Source organism: Shewanella psychropiezotolerans, assembly GCF_007197555.1.
Classification (GTDB): Bacteria; Pseudomonadota; Gammaproteobacteria; order Enterobacterales; family Shewanellaceae; genus Shewanella; species Shewanella psychropiezotolerans.
On record NZ_CP041614.1, the window covers coordinates 3,473,706 to 3,491,407 of the forward strand.

The following is a 17,702-nucleotide window of genomic DNA, read 5'->3' on the forward strand; positions in this document are numbered from 1 at the left end:
CTTGTTCTGTCAAGCACTTAGATAGTATGCCAATGGTTACTAATCTAGTGTTATTTTCTCTAACTCAAGATAATCACCAGGTTTCAGAATCAGCTCAAGCGTTAGCTTATCTTCGATAAAGATTTGATATCGGCCCGATATCACACGATCAAATATAAAGACACCATCATATTCAACTCTGGTCTTGTATTCGAGATTCAGTGCTTCGTTTCTTAGTGTGACTAACATGCCCATCGCAGGTAGGAGCTTGCTACCCACTCGGCTCACCACGTTACCCTCGAGCTCTGCAGTGTATAAGACGGGATACAAGATCTCTTGAATATTACCAGGATGTGGATTCACAGTGATAGCTATCGTCGAGGGCACAAGAAAAGGATCCGAGAGGCTCGACTCTTTGAGTAACAGGCGCTGGGGCCTTGTCGTTTGTAGATGAGTTATCAGCAACTCACCTTTGTGATCTGTAGTATTGTCTGACTGACTATGGCCTGAAAAGCTCAAACCACTTACGGCGAGTTCGTTATCATCAAACACACCATCAGCATTATCATCCTGAAATGCGATGATTTTAACGGCGCCAGTGTTGAGATGGCTTAGTCTATCTAATAGCCAAAGGTTAGTTTCCGGCTGCCATAGAAGTGAGCTATTCCACCTTAATTGCGCAAACCAGTCACCATCAGAATGATTGTCTATGACCAAACGTAATGCACTATGATCAAATAGATAGGCAATAGAGTTACGTACGCTAAAAGGATCATCATTTTGTGGGTGATAGTTCAATTCTACCTGGTAATTAAGCCTTTCACTTATCGATGAATTTGCATTTAAGACCCACTGATTGACTTCGAGTTCTGGAGCGACAGCCAGGTCGAGATAGCTTCTTAAATACCAATCATGTACTCGTCCCGAAGCCGCAATTCGATTATAGATCCTGTTTTCATAGAGAGAGGATTGCCATCTGAGCTCATTGCTATAGGAAAGCCGATGATATTGACCCGAGAGCATGGCATTAAATTGCAGAAAATCACTGCCCAACGTATGTTCTTTCCAGTTACCGGATAATGACCAACTAAGATCTGACATCGCAAAGCTGCCGTTTAAATTTAGCTGTGCCTGTTGCTTGAGCCTGTCATCCAGGTTTTCCCAACTCGAAAAGTCATCGAAGAACTCCCAATCAGCTAACCAGTCAATGTCTCCGCCACTTCCCTGAACAATGACTCCAGTGGCAAAGCCATCACCAGTATCGGCATAATTAAGCTGGAGAAGATTTTTTCCTCCTAAAAAATTAATACTGACTTTAGGAATTGTTAACCAGTCATCTTCTGCAATCTCCTGTTTAACAATCGAGACGCCTGTCGTAAGGCGATCAGTTACGGCCCAATTTACATTTAAGTAATGTTGCTGCAGGTCATCTTGCTCTCTCAGCATGGATCCGTAACTAAAACCTAAGCTTCCCTTGTCTAATACTGAACTATCCAACATCTTGCTAAAAGATTCGGTTCTCGTCTCACCATTAGGGCCGAAGAATCGTAATTGATATTGATTGAGACCCATATAGTAAGGAACCTGAGTAAATCGATAATTGGCATTTGAACCGACTCTCTGTATTGAAATCAAACTATTGTTTCGGTAAAGCTCGACATCCCAATCAGGCTCGACCTCTCCCTCGACCGTGATATAACGAAAATCGTCGGTAAAGCCTTCACCAGCAGTGACTCTAACACCGACTCCTGCGCTTGATTCAGATATCAGCGGCATAGAATGAGACTCTATGCTACCAATACGATAATGTTTAACCCAAGAATCGGCTAACGTCTTCTCTATATAGGCATTGATCACTTCATCAGTTTCAGACCAGGAATAACCGACATAGACATTATGCCCGCCGATATCGGTTCGGGCTTGAATAAACCCTTCAACCTGTGACTTTTTAATATCGAGTTTCTGTTGGGAAACAATACCGAGATCCAAGCTCATGGCAAGATCCCCTATCATGGCATCTTCTCTTTTGATCTCTTTAATCTTTAACTTATTATTTTGTTCCTGCTGTGCGGTAAAAAGCTCATATCTTCTCTTTCTCTCTTGTAGCTGTGAAAGAGGGATAGTGGCAGATTCAAGGATAGAGAAACCTTGTCTTGAGGGCTCAAATACTATTTTTAGTCCAAACATCTGCTCGATGACTCTGCTCTCTACATAGAGATCCCAGTCGTCATAAAACACTCTGGTATTTTTTATACTGCAGTCATTGCCATTCCCCCAAAACATCATCAAGTTGTTACTTACATCGATAGTTTTCTCGGGAGATAGATACCAACCACTAAGGCTTCTTGTATCAGCATCGAATTGAACGGGGAGCATGAGTAATTCGGCGAGAAGTTGCATAGGAAGGTACTGTTTGCCCTCCTCTTGATAAGCAAACAACTCATCACTCATGATCAACTTGCCATATTTAAGCTGACTGATAATGAAGAGATCTTGCGAGGCTAAAGATTCCTGGTATGGAATCGACAGAGGCTGACCACAGCTTATCGAGTTACCAGCCCAAGTCGATATCGACTGCTGCTTAGCCAAGCGCAAAGTATCTTGTATTTCTGCCTGTTCTACATGTCTGTTACTCTTATCAATAACACTTTTTTGACTAGGGACTGATTTAACAATGACTTCACCCTGAATAACTCTGGTTTGAGTCGCTTGTTCCTCACTGTTATATCTTGGCTGTTTTTTAGACAGGTTTTGAGGATAAACCTGAACGGACTCTACTGGGATAACTTGGGATTGGCTGAACGTGAGCTTTTCAGCAATATTTAACTCTGATTCACTGCCGTTAACAGAAGCGCTTGTGTCTGGACGATAATCATTAGGATATAATTGATTCTCGCCTGCTACAATTTCCTCTGTTCTATTCGAGGTTATACTGCTCGGCGCTTCATCGAAGGAAAGTTTGTGACTAGTTACATCATCCACAAGGCTGAATGTAAGCTTGATACACAACAGATAACCAAGCAATAGCAAGATGGAAAACAAAAAAAACATCGACCATAAAAAACCATGTTTTTTCAGTTTATGATCTGTTCGGCTTGACGGATTCATATCGAGGCGTATTTATCGTCACTATATAACGATACGTTTTTCGACGATTTGTGCATCCTTAAGAGTCTTACTTTCCGTATAGCGAACGATAACTTCAGTGCCCTCCTTAAGCTCTCTGGATAAGGTTACCAGGAAACTTCTCTTACTAAGTTCAGTGTAGATAGCCGCATTTTTTACACTTCCCACACTTTCGAGATGAACCAGCCCCTCTGTGATATTTTCGACAAATAATTCAATATCCCCATAGGTACTGCGTTGTCCCTGACGAATGAGAGTGACATTAAGGCTAGTTTGAGCTTTCTCATCAGTCACTTCATCTATCATCACCTCCCCATTGAGCTCGCCGACTCTTAAGATGACAGGAATTGAGATCCGCATATAAGCTGTAACCGAAAGGCTAAAGGTATCAGCGTTATCATTACTGGCTTTACTTGCAATGACGGGGGTGAGCGGGATTTGATGAAAAACGATGTAGCTACGATACTCGGCGACTGGGGTATTTTTAGGCAATCTAACCGCCATCCTAACACGAGTCCCCTGCTCTGGTTCTAGGGTCACTCGTCTTGGTGAATATCGAACATACTGAGATAATACGGCTTTATCATCGACAATCGAACGATAACCACCTTCGGCCAATTGCACCTTATCCTCAAAATAGATGTTGTAGCGAGCCGTACTCGAGCCTTTATTTACCAGGGAAAATACACTACTTCGCTGACTAGTATCATCCAATTCTGCACGGGTTGGTGTAACCAGTAGATTTGCATCTAGATTAAAACTGCAAAATAAGGCTGCAATGCAGCCTATTAAATATTTATTCATAACATCGCCCAGCTAAATTATATGAAACACTTATGCAGTGATTCAAGCTTATTTTTGGTTAGCTTACTACGAGCAAAACTGCGCCCTTATCCCTACCCAGAGTAAAGACCACAATCTGGATACTTTGAATAAGGGCAGTCAATCTTAATAGATCACATCTACCGTATAGCTTAAAGCATGTGCACCAGCACTAGCAGACGCTGCAACGACTGCAAGTGTACCGCCAACTTTTAAGCTTGCCGTGTTAGCAGCAACTGTCACCGTTGAACTAGCAATCGTAGGCGTAAAAGTCACACCCGCTACCGAAGTATCGGCTCCAGAAAGCGTAATGTTCACGATTCCGTTTGCCGCTGTAATGATGAAATCACCAGAGGCCGCAGTTGCACCGCCAGCGATACAGTTAGCACCCGTTGTGGCGTTGGCATAATCCAGGGCACAGGTTCCATCGATGGATATGTCAATATCACCAAATTCCATTGCAGTGGCTTCTGTCACTGTGATTGGGTAAACCAAGTTAAAATTAGCAGTGCCAGTTGTTTGAGTGGCGCCAGCTTGGCTAGACAGTAGCAATGTTGAGGCGATCAGGGTCGATAGGAGTAATTCATTCTTCATAATGGCTTTCCAAAGTGTTCTTCTAGTTATTTTGTTCTCTTATGCTAATGAATATCCTTTGTGCTCTATTTTTCTACTTTACTTCTTCCATGATTAACATAAGTCGATGTTTAAAAGGCACTTTGGTAGTGCCTTGTTATTAGGTTATCAAAACTGAAATATTTAGCAACACTTTATTTACATTTGACACACACAATTAACCATGCAAAAATCATGGATTAACATATTGATTAAAATGAATATATTCACTTACTTTTTGTATGTTAATCAGTATAAGAATAGACTCTCAGTAATCAAAAACGACTTACCTATAATTAGAAATGTAAAAATTAACGCTTCGTGGATTGAAAGAAACCTAGGTGAGATTTTTGATATAACTTATATCTAACTAACTAAATTATGACTTTATTTATAATTTAAAATATAAGTTACACCGAGTAACAATGACTCTTCGCTAAAGCAGCCTCATCAATAGCTGAATAAATTAAGAGATTTAGTAATGCCCAACATCAAACAGCGATTAAAAACACACTTAGGTGGTCATTTAACAAACACATCTATTCAGCTAATGAAGAATATAGCGATGATAGGGCTTATTTTGCTATCTTTACCGGCACGTGCAACCATCACCATCACACAAATACAAGCGTTGAAGTACCCTTCTGTGATTAAAAATCTGACTAGGAGTACTACGGTAACGGTCAATTGGAAAGGGAGATTAGGCAATTCTACCAATGCGACTCTGCTTGATAATGATTACCACCAAGGACGCTATCTGGTGACCTCAGATACGAATTCACCTATCATAATTAATTTTTTTCAACTCGCAAATGAAACTAAGATCAATTTAAAAACCCTCAGAGTGAGATACAAAAATAAGACCTATAAGGGCTTGCCTGTGGCTGATTTAGACAATCCTGGGCTCAACGGCGAGTATGTAGACATAGGTGCAAAAGTGGTGGCGGGGAAAAATAGTACTGCGGGACAAAAATACCCGCAATACACCTTAACTATCGAAGAACAATGATAAGCATCATCACCCTCCGATATACCTAGCGGGGACAAGCTCAAGAGTTAGTTTTTCTCTGGCTGAATCATATTAAAGTGCTGATAGGCACGTTGAGTGGCAATGCGTCCACGGGGTGTTCTCTGAATAAAGCCTTGTTGAATAAGAAAAGGCTCCAGCACATCCTCTATGGTTTCCCGCTCCTCACCAATAGCAGCGGCCAAATTATCTAGGCCAACCGGACCGCCCATGAATTTATCTATGATCGCCAGCAAGAGTTTTCTGTCCATATAATCGAAACCTTCGACATCAACATCCAGCATATCTAAGGCGAGATCGGCAACTCGCTTATTGATCTCACCGTCATGTTTAACCTCAGCGTAATCTCTGACACGTCTCAATAAACGGTTAGCGATACGAGGCGTCCCGCGAGAGCGTCTCGCAATTTCCAGTGAACCTTCATCGTCGATAGGGAGGTCGAGTACTTTGGCCGAGCGAGTCACTATGGTGCTGAGATCTTTAACATTATAAAACTCGAGCCTCAGGGGAATACCAAATCTCGCCCGTAAGGGGGACGTTAACGCTCCCGCCCGTGTCGTTGCACCAATCAGGGTAAATGGTGGTAAATCGAGTTTAATCGACCGAGCCGCTGGCCCCTCACCTATCATGATATCCAGCTGATAGTCTTCCATCGCAGGATAAAGGATCTCTTCAACTACAGGACTGAGCCTATGGATCTCATCGATAAATAGCACGTCACCAGATTCAAGGTTGGTCAGAAGCGCCGCTAAATCACCCGCTTTTTCGAGCACAGGACCCGAGGTCGACTTGATATTAACGCCCATCTCATTGGCAACGATGAGAGCCAAGGTCGTTTTACCTAAACCTGGCGGGCCATAGATGAGCATATGATCCAGTGCTTCACCGCGATTCTGCGCCGCCTGAATAAACACCTTGAGTTGAGCGCGAGTCGCATCCTGTCCCGTGTACTCGTCGAGTAATTTAGGACGCATGGCTCTATCTATCTGCTCTTCATACACCTCAACACCTTGAGGCTCTGCATGAATTATACGATCGGCTTCTATCATTTATCTCTCTTTAAATTACATCTTATACAGGCATTATTACTACAGCATCGACTTGAGTGAAGATTTTATCAGTTCTTGAGAACTCATTCCGTCCTTATAGGCTGCTGATACAGACTTACTGGCCTGTGCAGGTTTATAGCCTAAGGCCAACAGGGCAGCAATTGCATCCTCTTCGGCGGTATTGACTATCTTTGCCGGCGTATAGTTGCTCTTAAGCATAAATTCCCGCTCGGAGCCCGCCGAGGCTTCCATCAGGCTCTTGAGCTTATCACGCATCTCTACCAGTAGCCGCTCGGCCGTCTTCTTCCCGACGCCCGGTAATTTGACTAAGGTGGCAATATCGTCCCGTTCGACACAGGCAACAAACTCGGCCGATGTCATACCAGACAAGATAGTTAATGCCAGCTTTGGCCCGACACCATTGGTTTTAATCAACAAACGAAACAGAGCCCGCTCCTGCTTAGTCATAAATCCATAGAGAAGTTGAGCATCTTCACGTACCACAAAGTGGGTGTAGACTATCGCTTCTTTATTGAGCTCAGGGAGTTCATAGAAACTGGTGAGGGGCATCTGGACTTCGTAACCTAAGCCACTCACTTCTATCAAAATCTCGGGGGCTTGCTTCTCAAGGAGCAAGCCTCGTAATCGACCTATCATCTATAACGTCCATATGTTCTTTTGCTTGCCACTCCGCCTAAAGCCAACAGACTTTGACTAGTATGAAAATGGCAAATGGCGACGCCCAATGCATCGGCGGCATCGGCTTGTGGTGAAGCCGATAGTTTAAGTATTTGCTGTACCATGTGCTGAACTTGTGATTTCTGCGCCTTACCTGTGCCTACCACGGCACTTTTTATCTGCGTCGCCGAATATTCGCCAACGGGGAGATCGGCATTGGTCGCGGCAACGATGGCAGCACCTCTGGCTTGGCCTAACTTAAGCGCCGAGTCAGCATTTTTAGCCATAAAAACACGCTCTATGGCAAATTCAGTCGGCTGGTACTGGCGTATTATTTCGGAGATACCATCAAAAATTTGTTTAAGGCGATAGGAAAAATCTTCTGAATTGGTACGAATACAGCCGCTTCCCAAGTAGATAGGGTGCCGACCGTTACGTTTGATCACCCCATAGCCTGTGATCCGTGAGCCAGGATCGATCCCGAGAATTATTGACATAGGTTATTCTAGTGTCTCCATCACTTCATCTGAGATCTCAGCGTTATGATACACCTCTTGCACATCATCATGATCTTCAAGATTATCAATTAAGCGCAGAAACTTAGCCGCAGTGCTGGCATCGAGAGAGGCTTTTGTCGAGGGCACCATAGTCACCTCTGCGTTGACAGATTCTAGACCCACAGCATCCAAGGCATCTTTGACTGCGCCAAAATCTTCCGGGCTAGTAAAGACATCGATGGCGCCATCTTCATGGCTGACCACATCATCGGCGCCCGCTTCTAAAGCCGCATCCATGACAATATCTTCATCAGTTCCTTCAGCATAAGAGATGATACCTTTCTTATCGAACAGATATGAGACCGAGCCATCTGTCCCTAAGTTACCGCCGGATTTGCTGAATGCATTACGCACACCCGATACGGTGCGATTCTTATTGTCTGTCATGGTTTCGACCATGACAGCCGTGCCACCGGGTCCATAACCTTCATACATGATGGTCTCTAATACCTGACCATCAAGCTCCCCAGCTCCGCGCTTAACGGCGCGTTCGATAGTATCGCGAGTCATATTATTAGACAGTGACTTATCGATAGCAGCGCGTAATCTGGGGTTAGAATCGGCATCTGAGCCACCTTCACGGGCAGCGACGGTTAACTCACGAATAAACTTGGTAAAAAGCTTACCTCGCTTGGCATCTTGCGCCGCCTTACGATGCTTGATGTTGTCCCATTTACTGTGACCTGCCATGTGAATGCTCCTTGATTTCGAAGAGAATAAATTACCGGATGAAGAAGTTAAAGAAGTAAACGCTAAATGAGACTTGAGTCAGATTGGCAATAAAAAAGCCGAGTTTCCCCCGGCCGATTTTTGATTACTCAGATGTTTCTTTTTCTTCTTCGTTCTCGATGACGCTGATGCCTAACTCAAGGAGTTGTTCAGGATTAGCAAACCCAGGTGCATTGGTCAGAGGACAAGCCGCAGTAGTGGTTTTAGGGAATGCCATCACATCACGAATAGAGGAAGCCCCCGTCATCAACATGATGATTCTATCTAAACCGAAAGCCAAACCGGCATGAGGTGGTGTACCGTAACGCAATGCTTCTAGCAGGAAGCCAAACTTCTCGTTGGCCTCTTCCTCTTCGATACCCAGAATACGGAACACAGCCGTTTGCATCTCACTGTTATGAATACGCACTGAACCACCGCCAAGCTCACAGCCATTTAACACCATATCATAGGCATCTGAGATAGCGGAAGTCGGATCGGCTTCGAGTTGCTCCGGCGTCATACCGCTCGGCGCGGTAAATGGATGATGCATGGCATGCAAGCCCCCGTCCGAAGTAGGCTCGAACATAGGGAAATCGACCACCCATAGTGGTTTCCAATCGCCCTCTAGCAGATCGAAGTCTTCACCCGCTTTTATGCGCAATGCGCCCATAGCTTCGGCAACGATGTTCGCTTTATCTGCACCAAATAAAATCAAATCGCCAGACTTAGCCTTAGTGCGCTCAAGCAGTGACTTAACGACATCTTCACTAAGGAACTTAAGTACCGGAGATTGAATGCCCTCGAGCCCTTTATCCAGCTCGTTGACCTTCATCCATGCTAAGCCTTTAGCGCCATAGATGGTGACATACTTAGCATATTGGTCTAATTGCTTACGAGATAACTTGGCACCGCCTGGCACACAAAGTACCGCCACACGACCCTCTGGATCCGTGGCTGGTCCCTGGAACACCTTAAAATCGACATCGGTAAGAAGATCGGCAACATCGATAAGTTCCAGCGGATTACGAAGATCAGGCTTATCGGAGCCGAAACGACGCATGGCTTCGGCAAAGGTCATCTTAGGAAACTCACCAAGATCAACATTGAGTAGCTCTTTGAAGAGACCACGCATCATCTCTTCGGTTTTATCCATAACCTGCGCAGAAGACATAAACGAGGTTTCGATATCGATTTGGGTGAATTCAGGCTGACGATCGGCACGTAAGTCTTCATCACGGAAACACTTAACGATTTGATAGTAGCGATCGAAACCCGACATCATGAGTAACTGCTTAAATAGCTGTGGAGACTGAGGCAGCGCGAAGAATTGCCCCTTATAAGTACGGCTAGGCACTAAATAATCTCGTGCACCTTCTGGCGTAGCCTTGGTCAATATCGGTGTTTCGATATCGAGGAAACCATTCCCATCGAGGAAACGACGCACGGCGCTAGTGACTTTAGCGCGAAAAACAATACGCTCGGCCATCTCTGGACGACGAAGATCAAGGTAACGATATTTAAGTCGCTGCTCTTCCGTGTTGTGTTGATTCTTATCCATGTTGATTGGCAGAGGTGCTGAGCTGTTTAGAATAGTTAGCCCTTTGCCCAAGATCTCAATCTCACCGGTACGCATCTGATCATTGATCTGACTATCGGGACGAGCACGGACTAACCCTTTTATTTGGACACAGAACTCACTGCGCAGGCTACTGGCAACGTCGAACACTTCAGGTAAATCCGGATCATAAACAACCTGTACGATCCCTTCTCTGTCTCTTAAGTCGAGAAAAACCACTCCACCAAGGTCACGGCTACGATTTACCCAACCCACTAGGGTCACTTCTTGTCCAACGTGAGACTTGTTAACGTCTCCACAATATTGACTGCGCATCTAACTCTTTCCTTTAATCCGCAAACCTAAGGCTGAGGAATATTCTAATCAACACAAAAGCGGCATTATAGTAAAATATTGCCGCTTACAAAACCACTTAGCCTCTAGTCGGCTAAGGATTAATCATATTTTGCTAAAATCTGCGATTTCATCTCGAGTGAAAATCATTATCATGATGATTTGTAGCAATTGCCACCACTTTGTTTCGCTCTATACATTAATTTATCGGCAGACTTGAGTAACTCCACCACATTGTCGCCGTCTGCCGGAAACATTGCAATGCCAATACTCGCCCTAACATTCAATTTAGTGTCCTCACAATCAAAAGATTTCGATAAATTAATGATAATCGTATCTGCGACCTGACAGACGAGATCAAGATCTTTGGTTTTATTCAATACCACGACAAATTCATTGCTGCCAAATCGCGCTAAGGTATCGGAGCGGCGTATACAAGTGCTCATCTCTTCGGCCACTAATTTGAGTAACTTATCACCGACATCATGACCCATCTCTTTATTGACGGGTTTCAGTCCTCCAATGTCGATAAAAAGCACGCCGAATGTGGCCTGCTCTCGACTGTGTAATAACACCGCCTGCTTCAATCTGTCATCTAACAGACTGCGATTAGCAAACCCTGTCATCTGATCATAATTGGTCATCTTACTCAATTGACTCTCAAGTTGAGTTCGTTTCAGCCGCTCTTTTGCGAGTAATAATCTACACATTAAGATGATCGCAATCAGTATCAATAAGATAAGAATAACGCTCACACACCATTTAATGGTGTCAGACTCTCGAGAGGGGACAGCCACAGGTTGAATCCAATGCTGATAGATAGCTTGCCGCTTGGCCTGATCCAGATTCTTGATGGCTAAATTCATTAGCGGAACAAATTGTGCCAATGATGGATGAACACCGAAATGACTATGTTGCTCGGAAAAATCGGCCAGCACAGACATTTTCAACTGAGCATAGTCACCATGCTTAAGTGTTGATGCCAAATTTATCGCCTTATCGACAAACGCATCGGCCTTGCCGTCCTTCACCGCAGTCAATCCACTATGGGGATCGGTGACTAACACTAACTCAATGCCATAATCGCCCCCCATCAATTGATTAACGAGTTGATAGCCCTCGACTATCGCTAACCTTTGACCCGCAAGTTGTTGTACATTGAAGATGGCCTCTCTTTCGAGAGGTGTCGCCAGAGACCATGGAGAAGGCCAATAGGGGTCGCTAAATAAGAGGCTCTTTCTCCTTTCGGCATTTTCTGCAACACTTCCCGCGATATCGACCTCCCCTTCAGTAAGTGCTTTGATAAGAGATTGCCACTCATCAAAGGCAACAGGTTCGACGCTGACGCCAAGCTGCTTGGTGATCACATCGATTACATCTCGGTTGATCCCGGAAAATATGTCATCTCCACCGATAAACTCCATCGGCTTCCAGTCTTTGAGATATCCCACTTTTACCGACTTTAATGCTTTTAGATACTCCTGCTCTTCACCCGATAATTGTAAGGTTTCAAGGCGAGAATCAAAGATGCGGTCCTGACTGTTCAAGATCCATTTCCGCTCAATCTCGGCCAGTTCATGCGTTTCTATTAGTTCAAAGCCCGTCTTTATTCTGTTCGATAAACCGACATTATGGGGATGAGTTAACACAAAAATGTCGGTGACAAACTCCAGCTCAGGAAAAGGATAAAACTCTGACCATGCGTCCTGTAACACTAAGTAATGATGTGTCCAGGAGGAAGAGGCAACAAAACTACCAATATGACCCTCTCTCGCCGCTTGAATCATGGCCGTCACTGAATCATATAATTTAAGTTCGACATTGGGCAGTGCTTGCTTGAGTGCTGCAAGATATGGCGCCGTAGGCACGGCGCCGACTCGGCTTCCTTGCAGACTCTGTAGCGAGTCTATGGGCTTCCCGTAGTTATGCAGCCTGCTTTTCACCCGATAAAGCAGCTGACTCCTCAATAGTCCAGTTTTAAATTTATCACTCTCAGGGTATCCAATATGCACATCTGCCTTACCTGATTTAACGCGATCCAGAGATTGATTAATTTCAGATGTGACAAAGGAGATAGGGATCCCGGTTTTCTCAGACCAGAGATTCCAGATATCGACATACAGTCCATGAGGCATACCATCTCCTCCAAGGGATATGAATGGCTCAAGATTTATCGTCGTCGCTATAGTTAATCCGTTCTGTTGACGTTTTATGCCAATCCAATGTTCTTCGATAGCATCGAAGCGTCCCTTATCGATAGCGGCAAACCCGGCATTAACTTGCCGCAATAACTTGGTATCTGACTTATTCAGTGCAGGCCTCATTGGAACTTGTTTAATTAATATTCGGCGAGAGAGGGGGAATAAACTGATGATCTGTTTGTTGATCTTTTTATCTCTGAGATACCCCTGCATTCCCGCGAAGACTTTTACCTCTCCACGTAACACGCCTTCGAGCAGTTCATGCCTGTTCTTATAACGCTTAAACCTCATCTTCGAGCTCAGCTTAAGCAGTTCAGTCTCATGTGAAGACCCTGAGACTATGCCAACCTGATAAGGCCCTAACGCCTCAAACGTCAATCTCTGAGGCAAATCTTGATGCAGATAGAGATAAGTACTGACATGAGTGAGCGCTTGAGCAAAGACAAACTTGTCGCTGCGACTCTGAGTCACAGCCATACCTATATGCAGGTCAGCATCACCATCAGCTAGTTGATCTAATGCATCGGTCCAATGACGAGAAACGAACATGACAGGCGTTGCCGTTTGTTTGGACCACTCCTTCCACATATCCACCAGAACACCACTAGGCTCGCCTTGCTCATCGACAAACTGGTATGGATAACTGTCTTCTCCCATCACTAAAATAAGCGGTTTAGCTTCATCTGCCCAAAGGGAAGCCGAAGATAAAACCAGAAAACAAACGACAAAAACTAAGGTAAAATATTTCAAATGTCATATCCAAAAAGCTAAGCGAGTGTAAAAATCTTGTTATACATTCGCTATTAGACAAAACTTTACGAGAAATATCCAGTACTAGGCTTGCCGCATATGGTGTTATTTCGATAGAATGAAAGGTTGAATTTACACACTAAAATCTAATGACATCATCTCAAGATAATATCTATGCTCAAGCATGCGAAAACGTAAGCGACTTTCAGTTTGATGAAAAAGTGGCGGGCGTGTTCAACGACATGATCAAGCGTTCTGTACCAGGCTATGGCCAAATTATTAATTCCTTAGGCGCTTTCGCACAAAAATTCGCCACTCCCGATAGCAATATCTATGACCTAGGTTGCTCGCTTGGGGCCGCTACTTTAAGTATCAGACGTCAGATAGATAACCGTAATTGTCATATTATCGCCGTCGACAATAGCCAGTCTATGATTGAACGCTGTCGTGAGAACTTAACGGCTTACGTGAGTGGCACGCCTGTGGATTTAGTCTGCGGTGACATCAGAGATATCAAGATAGAAAATGCCTCCATGGTGGTTCTTAACTTCACCATGCAGTTTCTGGCCCCTTCAGACAGAGACGAGCTGTTGAGCAAGATCTATCAGGGACTCAATCCGGGTGGCATTCTGATTCTTTCAGAGAAATTAAATTTTAAAGATGATGCGATACAAACACTCTTATATGATCTTCACTTGGACTTTAAGCGAGCCAATGGTTATAGCGAACTGGAAATAAGTCAAAAACGCAGTTCTCTGGAAAATGTGATGAAGCCAGATACCTTGTCACAACACCAACATAGACTTAGAAAACAGGGCTTCAAACATTTCAATATATGGTTTCAGTGCTTCAATTTCGCCTCTATGGTCGCCATTAAGTCTTAGAAACCAAGAATAACGACAGATTTCGTATATAATTTCAACTCAATAGCTTCAAAAGGTGATAAGCAAGTGATTAGTTTCAGCTCCTTTTACAAACAGATCGCAGATTCAAGCCTGCAGCATTGGTTAGAGACATTGCCAGCAATATTGGGTCAATGGCAGAGAGAGCATAAACACGGCACCTTACCTAAATGGGAAAAGGTCCTCAATAAGCTCCACTATCCGGCGCCCGACAGCTTAGATCTAAAAACGAGTGTCACAATTGGATCTGGTAGCCAACTAAGCTCGGGTGAACAAGAGAAACTCGAAAACTTATTGCGTATTTTTCAGCCTTGGCGCAAGGGCCCCTTCTCTGTCCATGGCATAGAGATAGATACTGAGTGGCGCTCTGACTGGAAGTGGGAACGCGTGCTGCCTCACCTATCGCCTTTAAATAATCGAACCATACTCGATGTAGGCTGTGGCAGTGGTTATCATATGTGGCGCATGCTAGGTGAAGGCGCTAAACATGTCGTGGGTATCGATCCTGCCACCCTCTTCTTGTGCCAATTCGAAGCAATCAAGAGATTGGCCGGTGAACAGCATCCTATTCACTTATTGCCCCTAGGCATAGAGGAACTCCCCCCTTAGACGCTTTCGACACTGTCTTTTCTATGGGAGTACTCTATCATCGCAGATCACCAATCGATCATTTGTTACAACTTAGAGATCAATTGCGAACAGGTGGTGAACTCGTTTTAGAGACATTAGTCATAGATGGTGATGAAAATACCGTTCTCGTGCCTGAAGATAGATATGCCAAGATGAATAATGTATGGTTTCTGCCTTCAGCCGCCGCTTTAGAAGCTTGGCTTAAGAAAGCCGACTTTATCAATGTAAGATGTGTCGACATCGATGTGACCTCGTTAGCCGAGCAGAGAAGTACCGATTGGATGCCCAATGAATCTTTAGTAGATTATCTGGATCCGACCAATATCGATCTGACGATAGAGGGTTACCCAGCGCCTAAGCGTGCTACGTTTATCGCCACAAAAAACCAGCCTAATAAAGATTTAATTTAATCTAGGCTTACATAAGCTCAAGCGGTAAAGCTTGAAAATGATCCACCGGACTAAACACAATAGTAATGGGAAGCACTATGTTAAAGCAGATATTCTGTATCGCTGCAATTACAACCTTGGCAGGTTGCGCGTTGACAAATCAAACCGAAAAATTACCACAACCGATTGATGCTGCAGCATTAGAAACCAGCTTAGCGAAACAACAAGCCGATCTCGTTGCTGTTATAGATGAAAGTACTCAGGCACAAGTAGCAAGTTATACCGGGTTATCGACACAACTGACAGCCCTCGAGACTCAGATAGCTCAGCTAAAACTTGAACCAAAAGATGCCATCACTCCAATTGCGCAGGAATGTCCTCCCTCCCCCTTAGGTGGCAAGTTCCTACTGGGCGCGACAGAAAATGTCTATATCGATGAGATTAAAGCGAGTTTTAAGACGCGTATCGACACCGGAGCCGAATCCTCCTCTCTCGATGCCCGCAATATCATCCTGTTCGAACGTGATGGCAAGCAATGGGTGCGTTTCGATGTATTGACTCAGGGCAGCGATGCCCCAGCAGAAACGTTCGAGTCGAGAGTAGAACGTTTTGTGCGTATCAAGCAAGAAGCCGATGAAAAAAGTGACCGCCGTCCGGTGATCCATGCACATTTACAGATTGGCAAATACAAGGCTGAGACCGATCTTAACTTAGTCGATCGTAGTCATCTCGACTTCCCTCTCTTGTTAGGGCGTAAATTTATGCAAGACATTGCCATCGTCGATGTGGGGCAAACGTTTATCCATGGAAAAAAACTGGCTCACTCAGCCGAAAATAAATAGGAATAGAGTTAATGCATTCTAAGAAACCCTTTTACATACTGGTTGCACTGTTGTTTATCGCAGGCATAGCGAGCAGTGTTTTTCGTGGGATAGAACACAATGTGCCTTTCTTACCTGGTAAGCAAGTTCAAAGCTGGGCCGTCGAGGCAAAAGTCAGCTTCCAAGGCACTGGAGAACCCGCAGAAGTCTCATTTTCACTACCAAACGATCCGGCATTTGAAATCTTAGTTGAGAATGCCAGCTCACCCGGCTTTGGATTAACGATCACAGATGACCCGCAAAACAAACGGGCAATCTGGTCGATTCGTTCGGCTAATGGCCGGCAAGATCTTTATTATAAAGTCACCCTTATCCCCACAGGGATCACCACGATTAAAGCGCTGGGTACCCTGATGTTGCCAATACATTTATCTGGCCAGCGACAGAGAAAGTCGCAGCAGAGCAAGCCATCGAAGAAGTCTGGGCCAAGAGTGCAACCAACCTCTCATTCGCTCAGCAGCTCAATAAAGCCTTCAACGCCGAAGAACGCAGTCAAAATATCGAATTACTCTTGAGTAGCAACTCCCCTAGCAAGCTTTTTGTAAACATGCTCAATAGCAAAGGGATCCCGGCTCAAATAGTCAGCGGCTTGAATCTTGAAGATCAACGACGCAGACAACAGCTAGCCAACTTTGTAGAAGTCTATGATGATGGCGAGTGGCACCTTTTCAATCCTAAAGATGGCACTCAAGGGCGCCCTGATAACCTACTTCTATGGGATAGATCGGGTAAATCGACCTTAGATGTGACCGGTGGCATCAATTCCCAAGTGAATTTTTCAATGCTTCAGGATACCCGTTCGGCACTGGCCACCTCTCTGGATGTGATGAACAATAAAGGCGCACTCGATTTTTCCTTATATCAACTGCCTCTGGAAGAACAAAGCCTGTTTAAAGGCATCTTATTAATCCCCATAGGCGTGTTAATGGTGGTGTTTCTTCGTGTCCTTGTAGGCCTTAAGACTTCTGGCACTTTTATGCCAGTCTTGATTGCATTGGCATTCATTCAAACGACATTGTTAACAGGTCTGGTTGGTTTCATACTGATCGTCGCTTGTGGCCTGATGATCCGCTCCTATCTGTCACAACTGAACCTTCTGCTTATCTCCCGAATATCGGCGGTGATCATAGTGGTTATCGGTATCATAGGCGTGTTTACCTTATTGTCATATAAGTTTGGCCTCAGTGAAGGATTGACCATCACCTTTTTCCCTATGATCATTCTTGCCTGGACCATAGAAAGAATGTCTATTCTATGGGAAGAGGAAGGCCCTAAGGAAGTGGTTTTACAAGGTGGTGGTAGCCTGTTTGTCGCCACTCTGGCTTACTTGGCTATGAGCGCGCCTTGGATACAGCACTGGGTATTTAATTTCTTGGGGATCCATTTAGTTATCTTAGCTGTCGTGCTACTTATGGGGCAATATACCGGTTACCGTTTGCTCGAACTTAGACGCTTTAAGCCCTTGACTGGAGAATAACC

The 17,702-nt window shown here is 44.5% G+C and carries 12 protein-coding genes and 2 pseudogenes; 5 read left to right on the forward strand and 9 right to left on the reverse strand.

Translation table 11 applies throughout. From position 1 onward, the window contains the following. Positions 1 to 39 precede the first annotated feature (39 nt). The 3 genes from FM037_RS15440 to FM037_RS15450 all read right to left on the reverse strand — a co-directional run bounded on the left by FM037_RS15440 (position 40) and on the right by FM037_RS15450 (position 4,521). On the reverse strand, positions 40 to 3,030 hold the full coding sequence (locus FM037_RS15440; RefSeq protein WP_229380905.1) for a carboxypeptidase regulatory-like domain-containing protein: 2,991 nt from the start codon (positions 3,028 to 3,030) through the stop codon (positions 40 to 42). Positions 3,031 to 3,108: 78 nt separating this feature from the next. Beyond that, the gene (locus FM037_RS15445) at positions 3,109 to 3,909 is read right to left on the reverse strand and encodes a fimbrial biogenesis chaperone (protein ID WP_144046712.1); all 801 of its coding nucleotides are present in this window, start codon (positions 3,907 to 3,909) and stop codon (positions 3,109 to 3,111) included. A 144-nt stretch (positions 3,910 to 4,053) separates the two neighbouring features. Beyond that, complete coding sequence (locus tag FM037_RS15450) at positions 4,054 to 4,521, reverse strand: DUF4402 domain-containing protein (protein ID WP_144046713.1); 468 nt, start codon at positions 4,519 to 4,521, stop codon at positions 4,054 to 4,056. A gap of 499 nt (positions 4,522 to 5,020) precedes the next feature. Here FM037_RS15450 and FM037_RS15455 point away from each other — a divergent pair, with 499 nt between their 5' ends. Next, positions 5,021 to 5,548, forward strand: coding sequence for a hypothetical protein (locus FM037_RS15455; protein WP_185976833.1), 528 nt, complete (start codon positions 5,021 to 5,023; stop codon positions 5,546 to 5,548). Positions 5,549 to 5,595: 47 nt separating this feature from the next. Here the strand turns inward: FM037_RS15455 and ruvB are convergent, their stop codons facing one another. The 6 genes from ruvB to FM037_RS15485 all read right to left on the reverse strand — a co-directional run bounded on the left by ruvB (position 5,596) and on the right by FM037_RS15485 (position 13,421). Continuing rightward, a complete protein-coding gene (gene ruvB, locus FM037_RS15460; protein ID WP_144046714.1) occupies positions 5,596 to 6,615 on the reverse strand; it encodes a Holliday junction branch migration DNA helicase RuvB in 1,020 nt (339 codons plus the stop codon). Between the two features lie 39 nt (positions 6,616 to 6,654). Continuing rightward, positions 6,655 to 7,272 (reverse strand): Holliday junction branch migration protein RuvA, encoded by a 618-nt coding sequence (gene ruvA / locus FM037_RS15465; protein WP_144046715.1) that lies wholly within the window; start codon positions 7,270 to 7,272, stop codon positions 6,655 to 6,657. Continuing rightward, complete coding sequence (gene ruvC / locus FM037_RS15470) at positions 7,269 to 7,790, reverse strand: crossover junction endodeoxyribonuclease RuvC (protein ID WP_144046716.1); 522 nt, start codon at positions 7,788 to 7,790, stop codon at positions 7,269 to 7,271. The genes ruvA and ruvC overlap by 4 nt, the downstream gene beginning before the upstream one ends. 3 nt (positions 7,791 to 7,793) lie before the next feature. After that, a complete protein-coding gene (locus tag FM037_RS15475; RefSeq protein WP_144046717.1) occupies positions 7,794 to 8,540 on the reverse strand; it encodes a YebC/PmpR family DNA-binding transcriptional regulator in 747 nt (248 codons plus the stop codon). 124 nt (positions 8,541 to 8,664) lie between these two features. Continuing rightward, positions 8,665 to 10,452, reverse strand: coding sequence for an aspartate--tRNA ligase (gene aspS, locus FM037_RS15480; RefSeq protein ID WP_144046718.1), 1,788 nt, complete (start codon positions 10,450 to 10,452; stop codon positions 8,665 to 8,667). 170 nt (positions 10,453 to 10,622) lie between these two features. Next, entirely contained in the window at positions 10,623 to 13,421 is a 2,799-nt protein-coding gene (locus FM037_RS15485; RefSeq protein ID WP_227992884.1) for a transporter substrate-binding domain-containing protein, read from the reverse strand. A gap of 149 nt (positions 13,422 to 13,570) precedes the next feature. Here FM037_RS15485 and cmoA point away from each other — a divergent pair, with 149 nt between their 5' ends. The 4 genes and pseudogenes from cmoA (at position 13,571) to FM037_RS15505 (ending at position 17,700) form a co-directional block, all read left to right on the forward strand. Next, positions 13,571 to 14,305, forward strand: coding sequence for a carboxy-S-adenosyl-L-methionine synthase CmoA (gene cmoA / locus FM037_RS15490; protein ID WP_144046719.1), 735 nt, complete (start codon positions 13,571 to 13,573; stop codon positions 14,303 to 14,305). 66 nt (positions 14,306 to 14,371) lie between these two features. After that, positions 14,372 to 15,363 (forward strand): annotated as a pseudogene (gene cmoB / locus FM037_RS15495) (tRNA 5-methoxyuridine(34)/uridine 5-oxyacetic acid(34) synthase CmoB). Between the two features lie 77 nt (positions 15,364 to 15,440). Then, on the forward strand, positions 15,441 to 16,184 hold the full coding sequence (locus FM037_RS15500; protein ID WP_144046720.1) for an ATP-dependent zinc protease family protein: 744 nt from the start codon (positions 15,441 to 15,443) through the stop codon (positions 16,182 to 16,184). 11 nt (positions 16,185 to 16,195) lie between these two features. Next, positions 16,196 to 17,700: pseudogene (locus FM037_RS15505) on the forward strand (UUP1 family membrane protein). Positions 17,701 to 17,702 lie beyond the last annotated feature (2 nt).